This is a genomic window from Sphingobacterium prati, assembly GCF_013167215.1.
Classification (GTDB): Bacteria; Bacteroidota; Bacteroidia; order Sphingobacteriales; family Sphingobacteriaceae; genus Sphingobacterium; species Sphingobacterium prati.
Genome location: NZ_JABJWY010000038.1, coordinates 891,732 through 912,838, shown reverse-complemented (window position 1 = coordinate 912,838; position 21,107 = coordinate 891,732). Strand labels below are relative to the sequence as shown.

Sequence of the window (21,107 nt, the reverse complement as noted above, 5' to 3'; positions counted from 1 at the left end):
CATCCATAAAAAAAGCATCCTTCGAGATGCTTTTTTTTATGGAGATTATGTAGAGTTTCCTTTTAAAAGCACATGTCTCTTAAATACATTATGAAGACAAAAATCCACACGCCGTATGAAAAATCGCAGGCATATATAGCCAAAAGTTCAATGCTAACTCCTCAAATCTAAACACGAATATCTAGCTAAAAGCTTCATTATGTCACAATAATCTACTTGTTAAGTATATTTTAATTTTTCCCTATCGAAATTCCTTGTTTTTCGTTAAGTTTGCGTATTCATTGGACGCTTATTAAAAATCATTATAAATAAGACTTGCTGGAGACAATACTACATATCTTGGTTCCGATTGCTATTTTCACCTTTATAGCAGCATTTACCTTATTTGCAGTATATGCTGAGCGTAAGATTGCGGGATTTGTCCAAGATCGTCTCGGACCAATGGAAACCGGAAAATACGGTACTTTACAGACCATAGCCGATATCCTTAAACTACTTCAAAAAGAGTTAATAACACCCACATTAGCCGATAAAATTCTTTTTAGAATTGCTCCAGTTATTATTTTCGTAGCTGTTTTCACCGGGTTTTCAGTCATTCCCTGGTCCAAAGATTTTATTCCGGCGAATACACATACCGGATTATTCTTTATTATGGCCATCATCTCCATTGACGCATTGGGGATTTTGATGGCTGGCTGGGGATCCAACAACAAATATTCCCTATTGGGGTCCATGCGCGCAATAGCGCAAATGGTTTCCTATGAAATACCTGTTGGGCTCTCCCTCATTACAGTGGTCATGTTAACACAGACCCTAAATCTCAATGAAATCGCAATCGGCCAGGGTATTCTGACCAACGGAAGTATCAAATTTTTAGGTTTTTGGGAAGTGAATGAGATTGGCGGCATCTTCGCTTGGAATATTTTCCAAGCGCCCCATTTAATTGTCACTTATCTCATATTCTTTATCGCAACGCTTGCGGAATGTAACCGGGCACCATTCGATATTCCTGAAGCGGAATCCGAATTGGTGGGTGGTTTCCATACGGAATATGGCGGCATACAGTTTGCCTTTATCTTTTTGGCCGAATATGCCATGATGTTTTTGGTAGCGATGTTAGGCGTAGTCCTATTTCTAGGTGGCTGGAATTCACCGCTCCCCAATATCGGTGCTATGCGATTGGCCGACTGGACAACCGGGCTGGCCTGGGGAATCTTTTGGACCCTGGCCAAATCATTATTTATCGTAGGGGTACAAATGTGGATTCGGTGGACCTTACCCCGCTTGCGTGCAGATCAATTAATGAGCTTATGTTGGAAGGTGCTGACACCGTTAGCTTTTATTTGCATGGCTATTTCCGCCATTTGGAGAATATTAATTATAGCATAAGATATGATATTTAAAACGGCTTCCCACGCATTTCGTACAGCAATCAAAGGTTTATCTTTGACTGTGAAGCACTTGTTTGGCGCTCGACGCTCGCGTCAGGAATTAAATATCAAAAACGATCATTATTTTGACCATCAGGAGGGCATTGTCACCGTACAGTACCCCGCTGAAAAAATGCCTATCCCCGAAATTGCCCGATATCAATTGCAAGTGGATATTGACGATTGTATCGTATGCGATCTCTGTGCAAAGGCATGTCCGGTAGATTGCATTGAGATTGAAGCAATCAAATCGCCAGAAGCGATCGGAAAGACTTCGGACGGTAGCGTCAAACGGCTATATCCGGCCAAATTCAATATTGATATGGCCAAATGTATGTACTGTGGCCTATGTACTGTTGTCTGCCCTACCGAATGTATTGTCATGACCAATGAATATGACCGCAGCTCGCCAAAATTGACCGATCTGATCTACGGCTTTTCAGATATGACCGACGAACAGGTTGCCCAACGCAAAGCGGAATGGACGCAGTTTCAAGCTGAAAAGGAGGCAGCAAAGCAAAAATAAGCATATGGAAATTATTTTATTTTATGCCTTTGCTGTACTGGCAATTGGATCCGCACTGCTCCTGGTCAATCTTAAAAATATAGCCCGTGCCCTTTTTTTATTTTTTATCGTGCTCTTCGCCATGGCGGGTCTCTACCTCTTTGCCTTAGCAGATTTTGTAGCCATCACACAAATCATGGTCTATGTGGGTGGCGTATTAATTCTGATGTTATTTGCCTTTATGCTCTCCAACAAAGAACTATTGAAAGATCTTCAGGACAGTAGTGGCTCATTTCTAAGCATGCCCAAGTGGCAAGCAATTGTATTGACCTTGGGTTTTCTAACCCTCATGATACTTGGCATAAACGAATGGCAGCAGTCTATCCCAACCTGGATTCTACAGGCCCGGCAAAATAATACCGAAATTATTCCAACAGATAATAATATTCAACAAATCGGATTGCGATTTATGACTTTTTATGTGTTGCCTTTTGAAATCATATCGGTCTTTTTGATGATGGCACTTATCGGAGCCTCACATTTATCGCGAAAGGAGCGCAACAGATGATTACTCTAACACATTTTCTGGTTGTCAGTGCCTGCATATTCTGTATTGGTCTTTATACCGTACTTTCCAAGAAAAATGCCATTATGATTTTAGTGGGTATTGAGCTTATGATCAATGCCTCGATCTTAAACTTTGTGGCTTTTGGTAAATACGATAAAGTTAGTTATGGTGGGCAGATTTTTGCCTTATTCGCCATTGTTCTTGCTGCTGCGGCTGTTGCTGTTGGATTAGCACTGGTTTTAAATGTATACAGACATTATAAAACCATCAATCCCGATCAAATCAATGAATTAAAAGATAAGTAAGAATTGAACCAACTTGCTCACATATCACCCATATACACTGCGCTGCTTACAGTAGCCGCACCACTTGTCGCTTTTTTATATCAAGCGCTGGTAGGTAAGCGCGATCAGTCCGGGATTATTTCCCTGCTTGGAATTGTATGTAGTTTTATATTTGCTGCACTTACTTGGCTGACCATTTGGAATCATCCAGTCGTATCTGCTCAACTCACCTGGTTCACCATTGGTGCGTCTACCTTTAAAGTTGGCATCCTATTGAATAACCTGAGTGTACTTATGCTTCTTTTGGTACCAACAGTTGCCCTTCCGGTACATATCTACTCAAGAGCCTATATGAAAGGCGACCCTGGTGTTCATCGCTATTGGATGTATCTTAGTCTCTTCTGTTTTGCCATGCTTGGATTGGTCATTATGGATAGCCTGTTGCTCATGTATATCTTTTGGGAACTGGTCGGTTTTGCTTCCTATCTCCTTATCGGCTTTTGGTTCACACGCGAAACAGCTGTACAGGCCAATAAAAAAGCATTTCTAGTAAACCGCATCGGAGACCTCGGTTTTCTGATTGGTTTGGCCATTATATTTACGCAGTTCAAGACCCTCAATCTGGTCGATCTTTTTGGAGAAGCGGGATTGATCTATCAATCTGCTGTCACCAATGGACAGTGGGTCTCTCCGGTCAACAGCATGGATCAGATTTGGCTTACGATAGCAGGACTAGCGTTTTTCCTTGCGGCGATGGCCAAATCAGCTCAATTCCCGTTACATGTATGGCTACCAGATGCCATGGAAGGACCAACATCGGTGTCATCGTTGATCCACGCCGCTACTATGGTCGCAGCAGGCGTATTTTTGCTGGCCACCGTATTTCCCTTATTCAATGAAAGCACATTGTTATTTATCGCTACCATAGGTACAATCACCGCGGCATCCGCAGCGTATTTTGCGCTAGGTCAATACGATATTAAGCGTATCCTAGCCTTTTCAACCATCTCACAACTGGGTTTTATGATGGTGGGAATTGGTATCGGGACTTGGGACGCAGCACTCTTTCATTTAGTCACGCACGCATTCTTTAAATGTCTATTGTTTCTCTCTGCAGGGGCGATCATCCATGAGATGACACATTTTAAAGTACACAGCCAGCTTGATTTTGACCCACAGGATCTTCGGAATATGGGTGGTCTCAGAAAGTATATGCCCAAAACATTTATGCTGATGAGCATTGCCTCACTAGCGCTCGCAGGCTTCCCGTTGACATCAGGTTATCTTTCCAAGGACAGTATCGTTATATCCGCTTATGAGTGGGCTCAGTCAAAAGGCGATTTTTACCTCCTTATTCCAATCATTCTTGTTATAGTCAGTATACTGACCGCGTTTTATATTGGTCGCTTGATCTTTAAGGCTTTTTTCGGTGATTTCCGGATAATGGATCAAGTCAGGGACAAATTGCTTGATGCCCCCCTGCACGAAGCATCAAAAACCATGTTGATTCCAATGTTTCTATTGGGGCTCTGCTGCTTATTCCCGGTATTTTCGCTCAATCCATTCTCCTATCACGATTCCTGGTTGATGGATGGCCTTCTATTGGATGAATACACGTTTGCACCGAGCCACAACGCACATGTGATTATTCCATTGCTTTTATTGATCGGTTCGGCAGTGAGTTGGATAATCGGCTGGAAATGGTACGTACAACAAAAATATCCGCTTAACGCCAATAGCTTGTCGCTGAAGGCAGCGTTCAACCAGGCTTATATCAATGAACTCTATCAATGGATCTTTGTTGATGGCGCACTGAAACTAGCGCGGTTCTGTTACTGGTTTGACCGCTATGTAGTCGATTCACTTGTCGCTTTTATTCAGTTTATCGTCCTATCCCTCTCCCGATTGAGCGTGTGGATGGACAAACATATTGTAGACGGTTTTGTCAATGCAGTTGCTTCTGTTACCTACTGGACTGGCAACCAGGTTCGCCTGGTACAGAATGGCAAATTACAGACTGCCTTGTATTCCGTTTTTCTATTCGTTTTACTTGGTTTAATTTATCTTATATTTTTTTAGGAAATGCCTATTTTATCCTTACTGATATTTTTACCGCTTCTGGCGACGGCGTTTATCCTCGCCCTACCGACACGATACAAATCGAGTTACAAATATATTGCCCTAGCATTTACGGTGGTACAATTTGTACTGGCCGGAATATGCTATGCTCATTTTGATGCCAGCCAACCTGGTGTCCAGGATTTGGGAGGGTATCAATTTGTCGAACAGCTTCCCTGGATTCGCCTTGACTTAGGTTCTATAGGGAAACTGGAGATCGATTATCTGGTCGGGATAGATGGAATTTCCATGCCATTATTACTGCTCAGTGCTTTCGTGATGCTGATGGCAATCGGAGCCTCCTGGAATATACAAAAAAGCCCCAAAGGTTATTTCGCCTTGCTTATGGTACTCAATATGGCTGTAATGGGCATCTTCTGTGCATTGGATTTCTTTTTATTTTATCTGTTCTATGAGGTCATGCTCCTACCGTTATACTTTTTAATCGGTATCTGGGGCGGTGCGCGACGTGAATATGCTGCCATAAAATTCTTTCTCTATACCCTTTTTGGATCGGTGTTTATGCTGTTGATCATTGTAGGTTTATATTTTTCGGTGATCAATCCGCTAACCGGGGCGCATACCTTCAATATGATCTACATGATGAATCCGCAAAATTATTTAGGAGATTCAATCTTCGGGTGGGACGGCTATCAAGAAATATTGGGTATATCGGCCAGATTGGTTGGTTTTGTCGTACTCTTTTTCGCTTTTGCGATCAAAGTACCTATCGTACCGCTGCACACCTGGTTGCCAGATGCACACGTTGAGGCGCCGACTCCGGTATCCATTATTTTAGCGGGGATCCTGTTAAAAATCGGTGGTTACGGGATTATCCGTATATGTTATAGCATTTTTCCAGACATGGCCGCACTTTCAAATTGGTGGCTTGGACTGATCGGCGTCATCTCCATTATCTATGGCGCATTAAATGCCTTAGCACAAAAAGATTTAAAACGGATGATTGCCTATTCATCGGTATCCCACATGGGCTTTGTATTGCTCGGCATTGCCTCATTGACAGCCGAAGGAATTTCAGGCGCCATGTTCCAAATGATCTCCCATGGTTTTCTATCGGCGGCACTTTTTTTCCTTGTCGGTGTGGTTTATGACCGTGTGCACGATCGAAATATCTATAGCTTCAGAGGTCTGGCCCAGCTAATGCCGAAGTATACAGGCTATGTTGCTGTTGCATTCTTCGCTTCATTGGGTCTTCCTGGGTTCTCAGCGTTTATTGGCGAAGCATTTGTTATCATCGGTTCGTTCAATGCAGCCAGTGTAGGTACCGGCCTTCCCCGTTGGATGGCGATAGCCGGCTCAATTGGTATCCTCTTGAGTGCAGCCTATTTTTTATGGACACTTCAACGGATGTTTTTTGGTCAGATCAGATTAAAAGGCGGCGAATCTTGGGCGAATGAATTGAACGATATCAACAGCCGTGAACAGCTGATTCTTTTCCCTACTTTGGCGCTCGCACTTTTACTAGGTGTTATGCCATCCTTGATATTCAACAACCTCAATGCAAGTGTATTGAATCTTGTCAGCTTTATCCAACAATTTATCTAATTCAGCATGCTCGCATTCAGTCCATATATCAGTTCACTTATAGATCAAATTATTGGTAGCATTCCTTATTTCAAACCGGAACTAACGCTGATCATTACGTTTATAGGCGCTATTATCGCTAGCCTTTTCTGTGACAGATATTGGGACAAAACATCGTTTACGATTACAATCGCTGGATTGTTGTTAAGCGGCTGTTACCTATTGGGGCAAGGGTTAAGCCATGTAGAGATGGTGGGATTCTTCGACATGATCCACATTGATACATTCGCCACATCGGCACGGCTGATTATTCTGCTTTCAACCCTGCTCATTACAATTTTTATTCAGCAGCGTCATCAGCATGATCGACCTCTGGGAGATTTGTATGCCGTACTGTTGACCGCAACCTTAGGGTTGAACCTATTGACCATGTCGAGCAACTGGCTGATGATCTTCATTTCCGTCGAAACGGTATCCATCAGTTCTTATATTATGGTCGGTTATTTTTCGTCCAATAAAGCACAGTCCGAAGCAGCGATGAAATATGTACTGTTCGGTTCTATCTGTGCAGCCGTCATGCTCTATGGTCTTTCCTTATTATACGGTTTCACGGGAAACCTGAATTTTGATGCGCAGAGCCATATCGCGGGCCTGGTGGAAGCGCCGAAACTCATGATCAGTATTGCCCTCCTATTTTTACTAACTGGCATTGGTTTTAAATTGAGTTTTTTCCCATTTCACGTTTGGAGCCCCGATGTTTATCAGGGAGCACCAACAGTGATCACCACTTACCTGGCGACTGTACCGAAAATTGCCGTTGTGGTACTCCTTTCTAAATTGCTTGCAGCCTGGCTTGCTGTATCTTTTTATTTCAGCGATTTCTTGGCTTACGCGATTATTATCATTGCTATCACAACCATGCTGATCGGTAATCTGGCGGCATTACGGCAACAGGATGCCAAGCGGATGATGGCCTATTCTTCCATTGGCCACACCGGAATACTCTTGATGGCGGTATTGGTCTATCAAAACAATGAGTCAAACGTTTTGCTGTTCTATTTAGCAATCTATGCATTGATGAATATTGCTGTTTTTATTTTTATTGACAGCTTGGAATCCAATCTGGGAAACACGTCTATCGAATCCTATAAAGGACTGGGCAAGCAATCACCTGTATTGTTCACCGCATTTTCCATAGTCTTAATCGCTTTGATCGGTTTGCCTCCGACGGCTGGATTTGTCGGAAAGCTCCTGATATTTTCAAAGGTATTTGAACAATATCAAAACTTCCAATCTTTTGGGTTACTGGCTTTGTTAATCGTGGGCGCCCTCACCTCAGTGATCTCCCTATTTTATTACTTTAAAATCCCATTGAATGCTTTCTTGAAAGACAGTGTTGGTCAATATACAGGCAAATCCAATCCTTTGCTTCTCGGTATTGGCTTGCTGTGTACTCTTTTGGTCGTCTTGCTTGGATTATTCCCGGACGTATTGCTTTCTGCTTTTTAAAAAAGCCATTAAAATCCGCTCTTCAGTAGCCGGATTTGTCCCTAATTTAACGTATTTAGACAGTACCCGAAGTTAAGGGTAGCTCCATCCTATATTTTAATTTTCTCAGATAAAAGCCTTTCTATGATCGAGGAGAGAAGGATAAATTGCGTGGCAATCATGAGCGCTAAAAAGAAGCGACAAGAACGAATAATTGTTTTTATATGGAGCGCAATTAAATTGCATATAAAAAGCAATTTATCTAAGTTTGTACCATGATTAGTGCAATAGCAAATCCAATTTTTCAACGTGCTATCCAGGATTACCACGTATACGATCAGATTGATCATCCAATCCAGAATCCGTATGACAAACAATCCCTAGAACACCTCCTATACTTAAAGTGCTGGATTGACACTGTACAATGGCATATGGAAGATGTTGTACGTAATCCCGCGATAGATCCCAAGGACGGATTATATTGGAAACGACGCATTGATGAGTCGAATCAATACCGCACGGATACGGTAGAATATATCGACAGTTACTTTTTGCAAAAATATCAAGGTATCCAAGCATTGCCTTCAGCAAAAATCAATACCGAAAGCCCAGCTTGGGCTATTGATAGATTGTCCATCCTGGCTTTAAAAATTTATCATATGGAGCAGGAAACGCTCCGTTCAGATGCCACAGAAGCACATATCACTGCTTGTCAGAGCAAATTGAACATCTTGCTCGAGCAACGTACAGATCTTTCACAAAGTATCGACGAATTATTGACTGCTATAGAATCGGGTGAAAAATACATGAAGGTCTATAAACAGATGAAAATGTATAACGATCCCGAACTGAACCCTATACTTTATACATCCGGAAAATAAGGACATGCCACTGCCGCAGCGAATCATAGTAACCCGGTTTTCGGCCATGGGCGATGTCGCCATGGTAGCTTCTGTATTGAAAGAATTTTGTCAGCGGTATCCGGCGGTAGAGATTATCATGGTAAGCCGTCAGTTTTTTGCCCCATTTTTTGACGGCATAAAGAATGTCAAGTTCCACCCCTTTGAACCGAAGACAGTTCATAAAGGCTTTTGGGGCTTAGTAAGGCTAAAAAAAGAACTGGCACAGTATGGTGCTGATGCTGTAGCAGATCTACACTTCAATTTACGCTCGCGCGTGCTCGATGTCTTATTTTCACTTACAGGCATGAATGTCAAACAACTGGACAAAGGCCGTGCTGAAAAAAAAGCCCTTACACGTAAGGAACATAAGATTAAGCGGCAGCTGAGACTAACTGTTGAGCGCTATGCGGATGTATTCCGTACACTAGGATTTAGCATTGAGCTGAGTCATCAGTTGACGCCTAATCTGCAGGATGTCCCAAAAGGAGCATTTAGCCTATTTGGTAATTTTGAACGCAGGAAAATCGGCATCTCCCCTTTTGCGCAACACCGTTATAAGGTCTTTTCACAGCATAAGATGGCACAGGTTATAGACCATCTTACCCATAATGGTTATGATGTATTGCTCTTTGGAGGCGGCGAAGAAGAATTTCAAATCGCGCAGAACTGGACTGAACGTTTCCCAAACACCTACAATACCATCGGGAAATTTACGTTGAGAGAAGAACTGGATATCATATCCAACCTAGATCTCATGATCAGCATGGATTCGTCCGGACTGCACATGGCCTCATTGATGGGTATAAGATGCTTATCACTTTGGGGGGCAACACACCCCTACGCGGGATTTACGGGCTATGGGCAGCAAGCAGCGGACTGTATCCAAGTAGAGCATCCCGACCGTCCTAGTTCAGTATATGGCAACATACCCTGCGATTGTAACGGTATAGAAGCAATTGATTTAATTACACCGGAAATGGTGATCGAAAAGATAACAGCGATAAGATGAGGATAGGATTCGATGCAAAGCGTTTTTTTAACAACACATCAGGCTTAGGGAATTACAGCCGGGATCTGATACGTATTTTGTCGAAGTTCGTCCCGCAAAATGAGTATTTGCTCTATACCGCAAAAACATCCATTGAACGCTATTTTAATCTCGTCAATCCTGAGCAAATTAGGACACCACAGGGATATATCAGCCAAAATTTCCAAAACCTCTGGCGAACAAAAAAAATAGTAGCGGATTTAAAAAAAGATCAGATTGCTATTTTTCACGGTCTTTCCGGAGAAATTCCGGTCGATTTGGCATCAGCGGGAATTAAATCGATCGTGAGTATGCACGATTTAATTTTCATGCGTTACCCTTCACTATACCATCCGATTGACCGATGGATCTATAAAAAGAAATTTGCTCATGCCTGCCGTCAGGCAGATAAAATTATCGCGATCAGTAAACAGACTAAAAATGATATTGTTGAATTTTTCGATATCCCGCCTGAAAAAATAGCTATCATCTACCAGGGCTGTCATGAGGCGTTTAAAATAGAAAAAACCGCGATTGAAAAGGAGGCCTTAAAAAAGCGCTTAGGCTTACCCGATGAGTTCCTTTTGAATGTAGGAACGATAGAAGAGCGGAAAAATGCACTTTCCATTGTCAAGGCAATAGAAAATATTGACATACCTTTAGTCATAGTGGGAAAAAGCACCAAATACCAACTTCAGCTTAAAGAGTTCATCAGCAAGCATCAAATGGAGCATAGGGTCTATTTTCTTAGCGGCTTGGATATGCAAGAGCTCTCTATTCTATATTCCTCAGCGCTCGCATTCATCTACCCTTCTATTTATGAAGGATTTGGGATTCCAATCATTGAAGCCCTATATTCAGGTACGCCTGTCATTACTACGGATTCGGGAGTTTTTCCAGAAGCAGGAGGTCCATTTTCACAATATGTATCACCACATGACATTGAAAATATCCGACATACTATCAAAACGGTTATTGAGGATTCTATGCTCCGCCAGGACATGCGTATCAAAGGACTGGATTATGTCCAAAAGTTTAATGATGAGCATTTAGCCAGTCAGTGGGCCGAGCAATACCTAACACTTTAATTTTCAGCTTTTACGACAGGAATGACCTTTTGCAGTTTCTTCCAGTGTTTAGAGCGATCCCCATAGATAAGGATCTTTCCCAATTTATACTTAAATTTCATTATGCCTTTGTAATCATCGGTATAAATGCGGTACGAAACCTCCGGATTACGCGCAATAACATTATTGATGGCCAGCGAATAAACAGTCGGACCAGTCATCGAATGCACATCGTGCGGAAATCTATTGTTTTCGATATTTTCAACAATGAGTTTGATGGTTTCCTTCAGAAAGGGGTGCCCCTTATCAAAAATAAGCGCCCATTGCGCAAAATATTGTTGCCACTTTTTCTCTCGTGCCACTACAGCGACATCATCTGTTCGAATTACCTGATCTAATTTCCCTGTAATGTCACTATCAAGATCCAAATATATACCGCCTCTAATGTACAAGATCGCATACCTAAAAAAGTCAGCCTTTGCAGCACCTATTTGAAGCCGTGAATAAGCACGATAAGTGCGTTCATCAAAAGACTCCTTAACAAACGCATCCACTTGAGCATCATCAAAAAACTCTCTACGGTAACCTTTATTTTTTCTTAAAAATCGCCAGATATAAAATTTGGTCAATAAAGGAATTTTATTTGTTTTGAAAGTCTGGTATATAACTTTTGGAATAGCCACTTACTATATTGAATTTAAATACGTAAATAACGCTAATATAGCGTCATAAAAAATAATTTGCTATTACTTTTCGTGCAAAAATAATCATATATAATTAATAAGGTTTAAGTTTTTGTGTTTGATAATCGAAAATACATTTCTTTGACAATCCTAAGTAAAAAAGCATTTCCGTTTTTTTGTTTTATTACAAAAAATATGTAATATATTTGTCACAATGAAAAAGCTTTTTGAGCTTAGGGACTAAATTGCAAAACAATAATTGTCATTTTTTCCAGCCTAATGTAACGAAATGAGAAACTAATACGTTATGATTGATATAGTATGGTCCAACTTTTAATTAAATCGTATACGTGAGTCAAAAAATAAGCGCTTTAATTATTACATACAACGAAGAGGATAATATTAGCGAAGTTCTTAAAAGTTTAGAATTTGCCGATGAAATCATTTTAGTGGATTCGTTCAGTACCGATCGTACCTTGGAACTTGCACGATTGCATTCTAAAGTAAAGATCTATCAAAATAAATTCGAAGATTTTACCAAACAGCGGAATTTGGCATTGACATACGCCAGTAACGACTGGGTACTATTTTTGGATGCCGATGAACGCCTGACTAAGGCATGCCAGACTGAAATAGTGGAGACCATCAATGATCCACAAGCGAAAGATGCATATTATATGTATCGCTTATTTTTCTTTTGTGGTGAGCGGATTAATTTTTCTGGCACACAAAACGACAAGAATTTCCGTCTCTTCAAAAAGAGTAAGGCTACATACGACACCAAAAAGAAGGTCCACGAGACATTGATAGTCAACGGAACGATTGGTAGTTTAAAAAATAAGATATGGCATTATTCTTTTGCTGATTATACATCTTACAAAGAGAAAATGGTTCATTATGGAGCGCTTAAAGGCAAGGAACTCTATGCGAAGAACAAACGTTATTCGTTATTGAGCCACTTGGCAAAAGTGTCTTTTAAATTTTTTAAGGCATACTTTTTGAAACTAGGAATACTTGATGGGCGACGAGGCTATCAACTTTGTTACTTGCAGAGCCTGAGTGTACATGAAACTTTTATGTCCTTGAAAAGAGAAGAAAAGAGATGAAGATTTGCATTATAAGCTTTGATTATTGGAATTACGACCACCATATTGTAAGTAAATTACAAGAAAAAGGAGTCGATGCCTCTCATATTAACATGGGAGCATATCGCTACAAAAACTTTGGCGAACGGTTCCGCAATGCCCTGAGCAAAATCTTCTTAAACAAAAACATCAAGCACATCAAACGCCAACAATATGTGCTTGATTCGCTGGCCAAGCTCGGCCCTCAGGACAAGATCCTTGTACTCAATCCCCATAATTTGGACTATGAGACCATTAAGCAGATCAAATCTTATACTCCATATCTGATTTCCTATCTATACGACAATCTCGAACGATTTCCGGTTAAAGATCGTTTGGAACTGTTTGACAAGATCTATTCTTTTGAAGACAAAGACGTTAAAAAATACGGTTTTGAAAAGATTACGAACTATAACTACATATCTGATCAGCCAGTTCAGTCCGACACTGTTGAACATGATCTCTTTTACATCACCTCATATGATAAATACCGGATTAAATTACTAAGGAAATTGGTCGCTCACCTCTCAGATTTCCATATAAAAAGCCGAATCATCGTTGTTGGCAAACAGGTTTGGAAAGAAAAACTCAGAAATTTTTTCCTTAGGCCAACGGGTTCAACGCTGATAGAATTCCGAAAGAAACCTATTAGTAATGAAGCCGTATTAAATGAGTATAAAAAGTCCAAGGTAATTATCGATTTGATGCGTGAAGGACAGGAGGGGCTAAGTTTCCGAATTTTCGAGGCCATGGCGCTAGAAAAGAAGATTATAACCGATAACCCCAGCATTATCGATTATGACTTATATGCGACACAGAACATCTTATATATCGATAAAAATTTAAGTAATTTAGATCTGTCTTTCTTCAACAGTCCTTACAAAAAGATCTCGGACGATATTTACGAGCGCTATACGCTGGACACATGGCTAAAAAAAATTTTTAATCTTAAAAGTCTTCTCTATTAATGAAGAAAAAAATTTTATTTATCGCTCCCGGTTATTACGGATTTAATGAAGTTGTAAGCGAAGGGCTAAAAAAATACAGTAATCACAAAGTCATTGATATCAATTCAACACTTCCTTATCAATACAAAAATCTTGGTGAACGGATTTATAACTTCTTTCTCAAAATTTTTCTGCGTAAAAATCTGAAAGAAATAAAAAAGGGACAATATATACGACAAACTATTGCACAGCATGGACAGTTTGATTTGTTAATCATTAATCGTCCCGATGTTTTGACAGCAGAAGATCTATTGATTGCACAACAGGCTTGTAACCGATCAGTTTGCTTATTCTGGGATAGTATTGATAAAATTCCCACGCAGAAAAATTTCATCAATTCTTTTGGCACTATTTTTAGCTTTGATCCCGCCGATTGTCTAAAATTCGGTTTCAAACCGATTACAAACTTTTATTTTGCCGAGCAAAGTAAAAAAGCTTCGGCATACGACGTAGCATTACTGATGACGTACGATAACAGAATAAACGATGCACTCAAATTGTTTGAATACTTTGAAAAACAGGGAATAAAAGCTAAAGCCAGAATATTTACTTATCCATCTCATCCAATTAAGGAAAAACTTCCAAACAATATTGAAGTGATTCATAAGATTATTCCATTTAATAAAGCTTATGAATACTATCTTGATAGCAAAGCAATATTAGATCTTGCCCACCCTAACCAACGTGGGCTTTCATTTAGACCGTTTGAAGCTATTGGCTTGGGGAAAAAGTTAATAACGACAGCCAATATCTATAATGCTGATTTTTATAGTGAAGAAAATATTCATATTATTGAGGACATCAATACGATAGACATACCGCAGTCTTTTTTTAATAGTGCGTATAAAGTAATTGACAGCAACATCAAACAAAAGTATTTTATAAAAAACTGGATTCAAACCATCATATCATAATGCCGAATAAGCCAACCATATATTTTATTTGCCCTACCAATAGATCCGCAAGCGGCGGTGTAAAACAAATGTATCGTCAAGTACAAATCCTTAATGAGGCGGGATATAATGCCGTAATCCTACATCGAAAATTAGGAAAGGTAGAGCGTTGGTTTAACGCCAAAGTCTCTATAAAATATAATCCTTGGTTATTTAAAAGGCTAAAATACGATTATAGACAAAAAAAGATTACATTCAGTAAAAAAATATTCTTAAAAATCCTTAAATTAATCAGCCATCGTATAGAAAAAGACGCTATTCTTGTATTTCCTGAAATCTATGGTCCTAGAATTCATAAGATTATGCCTATTAACAAACGTATTATTTTTAATCAGAACTGTTATTATACGTTTGACCATTTCGCATTAGATGGAGATTACAAAGATACACCTTATAACTCTACTGATACCGTAGCTACCATCGTTGCTTCAGACGATGCAAAAAACTATTTTAGTTATGCCTTTCCTCATATAACAACTTTGAAAATGAGATTAGGGATAAATCATGACGTCTTTTCATTGGGAACAAACAAAAGAAAACAGATATGTTTCATGCCAAGAAAGCTTGGCGGGGATGTTTCGCAGGTTGTCAATATTCTACGTTTGACCGGACTTCCAAAAGATTGGTCATTAGTTTCAATTGATAATAAAACAGAATCGGAAGTTGCAACAATCATGAAAGAAAGCATGATTTTTCTGAGTTTCAACTTTAGAGAAGGCTTTGGCTTACCTCCCGTTGAAGCGATGGCATGCGGCTGTTATGTAGTAGGCTATATTGGACAAGGCGGAAAAGAATATTTTGATCCATCATTCACAACAGCGGTGGCCGAAGGCGATATTATTGACTATGTTGAGGCCGTAAAAACAATTATTGAAAAATTTGAGCAAAACCAAAATGAGATGTTGAAAAGGGGGCAACTCGCTGCAGAATTTGTTTCCTCCCATTACACACTGCAAATGGAAAAAGAAGATACTTTAAACATCTGGCATGAAATTATGCAATCTCCGAAAATATTTGCTCGATAATCAGGATTTGAAATGCTATTGCAACAAAACGAAAAAAAAATAGTTATACTTGGCGCTCCCAAAAATTTTGGTCTAAATTCCGTTATCAGTGACCAGTTGGGAGTATTGGGATTTGAAGTTGTAGACATCAATATCGAAGAAAAGCCTTTTTATTACAAAAGTCTAGTATTACGGCTCAAAAACCTTTACCGGAAACTTATTTTAAAAGACTATCAGTATAAAGATGTATTGCGAAAAAGATTTCTGGATGAACAATACGAGGGGAAATTTGCGCATATACAGCAAGCAGACTATGCCCTTTTTATCCGGCCGGACTTGTTTCCAAAATCGATCATTGCGAAGGTAAAAAATATTACTAGACTTACCGTCGGTTATCAATGGGATGGATTAAATCGCTATCCTGATATTTTCTCAAGAATAGCGATTTTTGACCGATTCTTTGTATTTGATCCTGTTGACCTTGCCTTACCCGGCACCTTACCTTTAACCAACTTTTACCTAGATCAACAAATAACCAAACAAGAAGACAATAACTTGACCGGTAAATCTACCGATATTTTGTTCATTGGAACATACATCAAAGAAAGGATTCCTGATATTTATCAGTTTTTCAATTTATTCAAAAATAAAGAAGAGGTAGAAATCAATGCTATCATCAATACGCATAGCCAGGAATTGGTAGAAGAGATACAAGAACGGTGTCCTATCATTACAACCACTTATGATGGTATTACGTATTTAGAAAATATAGATTTAGTTAGACAGTCCAAAGCCTTGGCTGATTTTTCTAATTATTTACATGATGGATTATCTTTTCGTGCCTTAGAAGCAATAGGGTTCAACAAGAAGTTGATCACCACCCAAAAATCTATTCAAAAATATGATTTCTACCAACCTGACAATATACTGATCATTGATCCAACAACTGACTACAATCAAGTTATTACATTCCTTAATACACCCATGCGAGAAATAGATCCTCTAATAAAAAGGAAATATAGTTTCTCTAACTGGATCAAGTATGTTTTTGACCAAGAAGAGCATATTCCAATCAATTTGCCAGCTCAATCATAAATAATAAAGATATCAATCAATAAATCTTCATATTTTTAAGTTTTTATGCCAGCAGATGTAATTAAACTGCTTTTACACTCGTTAGTTATTATAATTAAACTATTTCAGATAAAACCTTATTATTTGCTTTATCTGAATTTCAAAACAAAATGATTGGGTGATTTTACATATTGGGAGACGATATAATGATTGTTGCTTGTTACCCAGATTATAATATCACTAATTATTTCTGAAAATCTAAAGAGATGGGAAAAGCAAAAAAAATTTTAGTTGCAACCAATCATCTAGCCGAAATTGGAGGTTCTGAACTTTATACTTATGATTTAATCAAAGCACTTAATGTACGGCCCGATGTTGAAGTAGAGTATTTTACTTTTAATAAGGGATTAATTTCAGACAAGATAGAAGAAGAGTTGCATACACCATTTATGAATAAAAAGAGGTATGATCTGATCTTTGCTAATCATAATAGTTCTGTTAAAGAACTCTTTTCTAAAGCTCCCATCATTCAAATATGTCATGGCACTGTTCCGGAATTAGAACAACCGTCGCCACTTGCAGATTATCACGTTGCCATTTCTGATGAAATATCCGATCATCTTCTAAACATGGGGTATGCAAATGATGTTATTTTAAATGGGATAGATGTACAGGCAAAAAAACCCGTACGTCCATTAAATAATACACTCCAAAGCGTATTGTCTTTATGCCAAAGCGATAAAGCTAATGCGAAATTAAAAGCTATTTGTCGAGCGAAAGGTCTACATTTTCAAGCGTATAACAAACAGGAAAATCCGACTGTCAGTATCGAACAAAAGATTAATCTTTTCGACTTGGTTGTGGGGATTGGTCGATCCATTTATGACGCCATGGCCTGTGGACGCCCCAGTTTAATCTATGATCATCGCGGGTACAACGGAAATAAAGCCGACGGTTACTTACGTCCGGAAAATTTTTCAAAATATGTACAAATGAATTGTTCAGGTCGTTATCTGAATCGTCAATACCAGGAAAAAGAGTTGATTCGGGAGCTTGAAAAATATAATCCCGAGGATGGAAGGAAATTAAGAAATATTGCTTTAGCACAATTGAACGCCTATAAAATGGTTAACCAGCTGTTAAATATCGAACAACAGTTAAACTGGCGAAATCGCTTTAATAAATGGAAACGCTTTACTGAAAATACTAGACTGGTAAAACACGCATACTTCTATAAAAAACTATATACATTTACAAAAAGCGAATATTTCAACAGATAGTTAACCATCAAATAGTCAATAGGATAAATCAAGTAATAATTTCCTTAGATAGCATATTTACTCCATATTTATTTTACTGAATATTTCTTTTCAAAATAATCGAATTTCATTTTATACGTCATTAACCTAAAGTTTTCTAAGCTGTTTAGTCTATACCAAATAGGGAATTCATAGCTCTTATTTTTTTTGTCACTTTTTTCTCTGAACAACTTCCAAGCAGCTTCTATATCTTTCAATCCTTCAGCTCTTTTAATATAACTTTCCTGATCGCCACCACGTAAATAAATAACCATAGCACTTGATGCTAGAAGATCTTTATCGGTGTTGTTCAGCTGTTCACCTGTTTTTAACTTCTTCAATATATTCTTGATCTCACCAACAGCATAATCACTTTCAACTAAAATCAAACTATGTTGTCCATAAGCGGCAGAACTTACATAGGCTGGTACATTTCCAGCTTGCGTCAAGGATTCTACATATTTTTTGTCAAAGAAAGCCGCAAACTCATCGTACTGAGCTCCAAGCACAACGTCCACCAAAACCTGATTTTCATAATACCCATGCTTTTGCTGCACCATTCTTTCTCCATCTTTATCCTTCGCAATGAGTGCGAGAATTTCATCCGCATCTGAGCTATTTTGAAGAAAAGTCCTGATCATATTATAATCAGAGAAATTACCATAGCTAAAATTGACATTCGCAGAAAATATATCATTCTTAAACAACTTCGCATAAGCTAAGACATTTTCATAATTCGGGGTAAAATCGCCAAACTTAATCGTATTTAAATCGGAATTATGAACTACCTTCATCTTAAAATTGCTGATGTCTACACGTAATTTCTCTAATGCCCCCCCTTCCTTTGTACTGTCAACCAACCACAATCCTCCTAAGAAAAGATTTTTATCAATGGTGTTTGACATCATAAAATAGTTTGAAGAAAATGCAGCGCTATTTTTACGATACTCGACAAGATCAGTCTCATTATCAAATTGTTCATCTTTCGAACAAGATGATAAAAATAAAATTGGAATTAAAATAAAAAATAAAATCTGTTTCATTGTTAATAATATTATAATATACAATCGACAAAATTAAATTAATATTTATAATACACAACATATTTTGATCTATTTCTTTTTAAAGCGGTAAAATATCATGCTCTTCAATCAAATCCACAATTAATGTCATTCATTAACATTCGGAATAATGGATATATTTTTTGATAACAAACAAACTTATTCGCCACATGTTATTATAAAATCAATACGCTCTAAGGGACTTCAGCGATATTTTAGGAACTAATCTTCATTATTGTTATAATGAAATACACCTACATTGCGTTTAATATTATAAGAATCAAAAATTTTAATCATGGACAACACTAAAAAACTTTATATCATCCGACACGCCAAAGCCGAAACCACTCCCGGAATAAATGACTTTGATCGCGCATTAACCTCCGAGGGAATACAACATGCGAAACAAGTTGCACAAAAGCTCGCAGGCAAACTGACACTCAATGAAAACAACATAGTTATCAGTTCTCCCGCTAATAGGGCTTTACAAACTGCCCGTGTCTTTTTGGACGTTATGGGCGCTCCGTCATTTGATATTCAGATGGAAGAGTCTATTTATGAGTGTACCTACAAACACTTGCTTTCAGTCATCAACACCATCCCAGATCATATCGATCATGTATTACTTTTTGGACACAACCCGACATTGACTGACTTGGTAGAATACCTGACCAGAAAATCTGCCTACCTCCGCACCTCTTCATTTGCAGAGATTAAGCTTGATACAGGATTTACCTTTCAAATGCTCAGTGGAAATTGTGCAGATCTTGTCCAGATTGTGGATTAAATTTCGTTCAAACTAGTGAATACAAGGAGTGTCATTATGCTGATACTCCTATGTTTACATAGCGACAACTATTTCTAATGCAAAAGAAAAAAAGCTAACCGGAAGTAAAAAACATGTTTTTTGTTCCTTAAAAGCGATTAGAATTTTATCCTTTGCGATTGTCACATGATAAGTGAAAGATCGACGACCCTGCGTAAAAGGTAAGCATCCTAATGACTGATTAACACCAGCTTCCTGTCCTTCTCCTATAAAATTATAATTCATTAACAATCCCACAATATTATATAAATTATATTTATGTTTATTACTTTTACGGAAGATCTAAAAAGTCATGCTAAAGAAACACCTTATTGTAAGCTGTATTTTATTTATTTTCATATCTTGTTCCAAGGATAACTATCCTAATACACCTGAAGTCATACCACCTGAAGAAAAAGAAGAAGAGTCTCTCACCACTAGGTTAACCAAAAATATTGATGTATGGACTGACAATTGGGTGATAAATGTATTTGAGCAAGGCCTAATCCGTGTATACGATAAAGAGGAACATAAAGACCATTTTACAGTTTTTTTATGGGATAAGGAGGTTGTCGATTCAATAGTATGGCATATTGATGACATTTTACATTACAATTCAGGAGTAAATCCGTTTCGTTCTATGACTGGAGTCACATTCGCCAAGCCGGGGGATTACAAATTCGACTTGTTACTTTACAAAGACAATAAAGTGATCAAACAAGCGGGACTAACCATCAGAGCTATTGCAGGGAAAGACTTTTTTAATGTCAATTGGGGAAATCCACCTGCCAGCAGCTTTGTAGGGGAATCCTATTCCGACAAAGAAGGATATCGTATTAAGCAAACTTATGTGAAGGGACAATTTCCATATAGTTATTTGAGTCTCTATTATAGTGATCAATTTCCAAAGCAAACTCTAGAAAAAGAAAAAGAGTATTTAATGGAAGTAGCACAAGCAACGTTTGGCACACCTAAATTTGTTTCTGCACAAAGTAAACAAACCGAACTCGATGAGAAGTATACCAAGCTTTTCAAAAACAAGTTAAATTACACCCCAGCAGCAATTTGGGAAAACAGCACCTCTACAATTGCCTTAGTAGGAACTCCAAAAGATGCCATTGAAACTTATTTCATCATTGCAGAACCGAAATATTAAAAAATACA

The 21,107-nt window shown here is 38.5% G+C and carries 20 protein-coding genes; 18 read left to right on the top strand and 2 right to left on the bottom strand.

The genetic code is table 11. The features are described 5' to 3' along the window. Positions 1–315: 315 nt before the first annotated feature. The 10 genes from nuoH (at position 316) to HPC41_RS22930 (ending at position 10,955) form a co-directional block, all read left to right on the top strand. Positions 316–1,389, top strand: a complete 1,074-nt coding sequence (gene nuoH, locus HPC41_RS22975) for an NADH-quinone oxidoreductase subunit NuoH (RefSeq protein WP_172396407.1) — start codon at positions 316–318, stop codon at positions 1,387–1,389. A 3-nt stretch (positions 1,390–1,392) separates the two neighbouring features. Beyond that, positions 1,393–1,956 (top strand): NuoI/complex I 23 kDa subunit family protein, encoded by a 564-nt coding sequence (locus HPC41_RS22970; RefSeq protein WP_172396406.1) that lies wholly within the window; start codon positions 1,393–1,395, stop codon positions 1,954–1,956. 4 nt (positions 1,957–1,960) lie between these two features. Beyond that, a complete protein-coding gene (locus HPC41_RS22965) occupies positions 1,961–2,503 on the top strand; it encodes an NADH-quinone oxidoreductase subunit J family protein (protein WP_172396405.1) in 543 nt (180 codons plus the stop codon). Further along, on the top strand, positions 2,500–2,808 hold the full coding sequence (nuoK, locus tag HPC41_RS22960) for an NADH-quinone oxidoreductase subunit NuoK (RefSeq protein ID WP_172396404.1): 309 nt from the start codon (positions 2,500–2,502) through the stop codon (positions 2,806–2,808). Before HPC41_RS22965 ends, nuoK begins: the two co-directional genes overlap by 4 nt. A 3-nt stretch (positions 2,809–2,811) precedes the next feature. Beyond that, positions 2,812–4,866: an NADH-quinone oxidoreductase subunit 5 family protein gene (locus HPC41_RS22955; RefSeq protein ID WP_172396403.1), complete on the top strand. Its 2,055-nt coding sequence runs from the start codon at positions 2,812–2,814 to the stop codon at positions 4,864–4,866. Positions 4,867–4,869: 3 nt separating this feature from the next. Beyond that, positions 4,870–6,471 (top strand): complex I subunit 4 family protein, encoded by a 1,602-nt coding sequence (locus HPC41_RS22950; RefSeq protein ID WP_172396402.1) that lies wholly within the window; start codon positions 4,870–4,872, stop codon positions 6,469–6,471. A 6-nt stretch (positions 6,472–6,477) separates the two neighbouring features. Beyond that, on the top strand, positions 6,478–7,959 hold the full coding sequence (locus HPC41_RS22945) for an NADH-quinone oxidoreductase subunit N (RefSeq protein WP_172396401.1): 1,482 nt from the start codon (positions 6,478–6,480) through the stop codon (positions 7,957–7,959). Positions 7,960–8,213: 254 nt separating this feature from the next. After that, the gene (locus HPC41_RS22940) at positions 8,214–8,819 is read left to right on the top strand and encodes a DUF4254 domain-containing protein (RefSeq protein ID WP_172396400.1); all 606 of its coding nucleotides are present in this window, start codon (positions 8,214–8,216) and stop codon (positions 8,817–8,819) included. A 4-nt stretch (positions 8,820–8,823) separates the two neighbouring features. Further along, a complete protein-coding gene (locus HPC41_RS22935) occupies positions 8,824–9,849 on the top strand; it encodes a glycosyltransferase family 9 protein (protein WP_172396399.1) in 1,026 nt (341 codons plus the stop codon). After that, the gene (locus HPC41_RS22930) at positions 9,846–10,955 is read left to right on the top strand and encodes a glycosyltransferase family 4 protein (protein WP_172396398.1); all 1,110 of its coding nucleotides are present in this window, start codon (positions 9,846–9,848) and stop codon (positions 10,953–10,955) included. The genes HPC41_RS22935 and HPC41_RS22930 overlap by 4 nt, the downstream gene beginning before the upstream one ends. Here the strand turns inward: HPC41_RS22930 and HPC41_RS22925 are convergent. Further along, positions 10,952–11,563, bottom strand: a complete 612-nt coding sequence (locus HPC41_RS22925) for a glycosyltransferase family 32 protein (RefSeq protein ID WP_216660858.1) — start codon at positions 11,561–11,563, stop codon at positions 10,952–10,954. The genes HPC41_RS22930 and HPC41_RS22925 overlap by 4 nt on opposite strands. A 404-nt stretch (positions 11,564–11,967) precedes the next feature. On the opposite strand from HPC41_RS22925, the gene HPC41_RS22920 reads away from it, so the two are divergent. The 6 genes from HPC41_RS22920 to HPC41_RS22895 all read left to right on the top strand — a co-directional run bounded on the left by HPC41_RS22920 (position 11,968) and on the right by HPC41_RS22895 (position 18,059). After that, positions 11,968–12,723, top strand: a complete 756-nt coding sequence (locus HPC41_RS22920) for a glycosyltransferase family 2 protein (RefSeq protein WP_216660857.1) — start codon at positions 11,968–11,970, stop codon at positions 12,721–12,723. Continuing rightward, complete coding sequence (locus tag HPC41_RS22915) at positions 12,720–13,709, top strand: WaaS/CpsH family glycosyltransferase (protein WP_172396396.1); 990 nt, start codon at positions 12,720–12,722, stop codon at positions 13,707–13,709. Before HPC41_RS22920 ends, HPC41_RS22915 begins: the two co-directional genes overlap by 4 nt. Next, a complete protein-coding gene (locus HPC41_RS22910) occupies positions 13,709–14,662 on the top strand; it encodes a WaaS/CpsH family glycosyltransferase (RefSeq protein WP_172396395.1) in 954 nt (317 codons plus the stop codon). The genes HPC41_RS22915 and HPC41_RS22910 overlap by 1 nt, the downstream gene beginning before the upstream one ends. Beyond that, on the top strand, positions 14,662–15,726 hold the full coding sequence (locus HPC41_RS22905; protein WP_172396394.1) for a glycosyltransferase: 1,065 nt from the start codon (positions 14,662–14,664) through the stop codon (positions 15,724–15,726). The genes HPC41_RS22910 and HPC41_RS22905 overlap by 1 nt, the downstream gene beginning before the upstream one ends. A 12-nt stretch (positions 15,727–15,738) precedes the next feature. Continuing rightward, a complete protein-coding gene (locus HPC41_RS22900) occupies positions 15,739–16,800 on the top strand; it encodes a WaaS/CpsH family glycosyltransferase (RefSeq protein ID WP_172396393.1) in 1,062 nt (353 codons plus the stop codon). A gap of 245 nt (positions 16,801–17,045) precedes the next feature. Then, entirely contained in the window at positions 17,046–18,059 is a 1,014-nt protein-coding gene (locus tag HPC41_RS22895; protein ID WP_172396392.1) for a glycosyltransferase family protein, read from the top strand. 68 nt (positions 18,060–18,127) lie between these two features. On the opposite strand, the gene HPC41_RS22890 is transcribed toward HPC41_RS22895, so the two are convergent. Further along, positions 18,128–19,120, bottom strand: coding sequence for a thiol-activated cytolysin family protein (locus HPC41_RS22890; protein ID WP_172396391.1), 993 nt, complete (start codon positions 19,118–19,120; stop codon positions 18,128–18,130). Between the two features lie 313 nt (positions 19,121–19,433). Between HPC41_RS22890 and HPC41_RS22885 the strand changes: the two genes are divergently transcribed. Continuing rightward, positions 19,434–19,925 (top strand): SixA phosphatase family protein, encoded by a 492-nt coding sequence (locus HPC41_RS22885; protein ID WP_172396390.1) that lies wholly within the window; start codon positions 19,434–19,436, stop codon positions 19,923–19,925. A 331-nt stretch (positions 19,926–20,256) separates the two neighbouring features. Further along, positions 20,257–21,099, top strand: coding sequence for a hypothetical protein (locus HPC41_RS22880; RefSeq protein WP_172396389.1), 843 nt, complete (start codon positions 20,257–20,259; stop codon positions 21,097–21,099). Positions 21,100–21,107 lie beyond the last annotated feature (8 nt).